Consider the following 2,051-nt stretch of genomic DNA (forward strand, 5'->3'; position numbering starts at 1 on the left):
TATTGAGGAAAGAGATCAAAATCTAATAGATTAATCGCAATCGTTTTTCGTAAAGAACGATAAGGCATTCCTTGCTCTAATTGAGATGTATACAATTTACTCCAATAATACAGGGAACGTTTTACAATCTCTTGTGTATTTCGTAACTGGATTTCTACATTTACCTTGGTCTCATCTTGAAGTGTAGCTAATATATCTAGTATGGATAATTTATCTTCTTCATATTCTTTATGTAAATGTGGGTCTTCAATTTTTAAGGATACAATCGATGTAGATAAGGAATCATGCAAGATTGCATTTAAAAAAGAAATCAGTAATTCCTCTTGTCCTTGTACACCAAATAATTGCTTAAAAGCAAAATCAATTCGTAAATTCACTAAAGGTTGATTCATAAAGAGAGTCACCTTTCTTATTGTAGATTCTATATGTCTATTGTATCGAAAAAAGGAGAAAAGAAGCAACCCTTATTGTTTGTATATTTTTATTTAATAAACAGTTTGGTACGTGAAATTATAATTCATTCCGGAAGTAGACCCCTATTCTTTATTTTTATACCTTTCTCCTTAAATATCCTTATCAGGGGATATGCTACGCTTTCGTCTTATTACATATTAAATTTCGTGGTGTCACTTCTTTTTGTTATCATTTAAACTGAATTCATTTTTTAGATTCTACACAACATGATATTCTTTCTCATCTACTTATACATATATTTTTTGCAATTTATTAGTAAATAGATATATTTCAGTAGTGAATAACTTATTTCATATAGTAATTTTGCGATAAAAAGTAAAATAAAAATGAGGGTAGAGACCTTAGCACGAAAGAAGTAGCTGAAATTTTGAATGTTGCACCATCTACTATCTTTACATACATCAAATCTGGAAAATTACCCGCGACAATGGGTGAAAAACATGGAAAACAAGTCTATCTTATCGATGAAGAAGAGCTAGAGATTTTTATGCTTGATTATGAAAAAACTAAAACAAAAGAACGAAAAACATTCATTACGAAGATTCAACAAGAAGAGATATATTTATATCAATTGTTAACAAATCAACATACTGGAAAAACAGCAAGGGTAATAGAGATGAACGGTGCATATGGAGGTTTCTTACAGATGATGAGGGAATATTCCTTCTATCCACTTATAAGGAACATGATTACTTCTTTGAACCTTTCATTACAAAAGCGGTAATTACAAAACGAGGGTATGTATCTTTTTTATTTAAAAAACCTTAGGTACTTCATCAGATACTATCAAATTGGAAATTAAGCCTTTCGTATTACAAGTAGATCCACTGCAATTTCAAGAAGAGGTTAAATACTTACATTCTCATATGAAATCTGGCACGATACTTCCTTATGTAGAGGGTATTTACTTTAAAAGTAATGTAGTAGAGCCATTAACTTTTCATGCAGATCATGAATTCAAGCAAAGAGTCGTACAAATGGCAGCAAATGCGGGGATAGGGCAAGAAGAGTTTCTCTTGCAAGTTGCTCAATCCTATGTGCAACAACGAAAACAAATAGACAAGGCATGCCTGTTGAACAATCAAACCATTCTAAGAGAAGAATGACTCTGCAAGATTTTGATTCTTTTGAAGAACCTTATTCGTTTGAATCCATATCCAACAAATCCATTTCTTTGGAAATTAATAGGTAGATTTTCTTTTTTAATGTAGGAAGGACTGAAAGATGAGGGAATAAACGTGTAGAGCCATCCCGTAGCGCGCTCCCTTTTTTACATTTCTATAAAGATAATTACATCTTTCGAACATTTTCATCAGATTACAGAAAATATTGTAGATTTTCTTTTTTGTATAAAAAAGAAAGTTACAGGAATAAACAGAGTATTTCACGTATATCTTAAAATGGTGATAACAACCCAAAACATTCCATTTACACAAAAAATATAGTTTATAATACCAATAAAACATATAAAGCTCTGAGTTTTTTCACCGTCTCGAAAAGAGAGTATGCTATATCAAATCCATTTTTATAGGGGGGTATTTTATGAATTCATTACAAGAACAATCCATTATTCCTTA

Annotated in this window: 1 protein-coding gene and 2 pseudogenes; 2 read left to right on the forward strand and 1 reads right to left on the reverse strand. The window is 30.8% G+C overall.

From position 1 onward, the window contains the following. The coding region (locus F3I02_RS00005) for an Rpn family recombination-promoting nuclease/putative transposase (protein WP_196477245.1) at nt 1–392 on the reverse strand (392 nt) is incomplete at its 3' end. A 416-nt stretch (nt 393–808) separates the two neighbouring features. Here F3I02_RS00005 and F3I02_RS34790 point away from each other — a divergent pair. Then, a pseudogene (locus tag F3I02_RS34790) lies at nt 809–1,239 on the forward strand (helix-turn-helix domain-containing protein); the annotation flags it as partial. Between the two features lie 5 nt (nt 1,240–1,244). After that, nucleotides 1,245–1,580 (forward strand): annotated as a pseudogene (locus tag F3I02_RS34795) (hypothetical protein); the annotation flags it as partial. Nucleotides 1,581–2,051 lie beyond the last annotated feature (471 nt).

The organism is Bacillus sp. SRB3LM, assembly GCF_015712745.1.
GTDB classification, from domain to species: domain Bacteria; phylum Bacillota; class Bacilli; order Bacillales; family Bacillaceae_G; genus Bacillus_A; species Bacillus_A thuringiensis_K.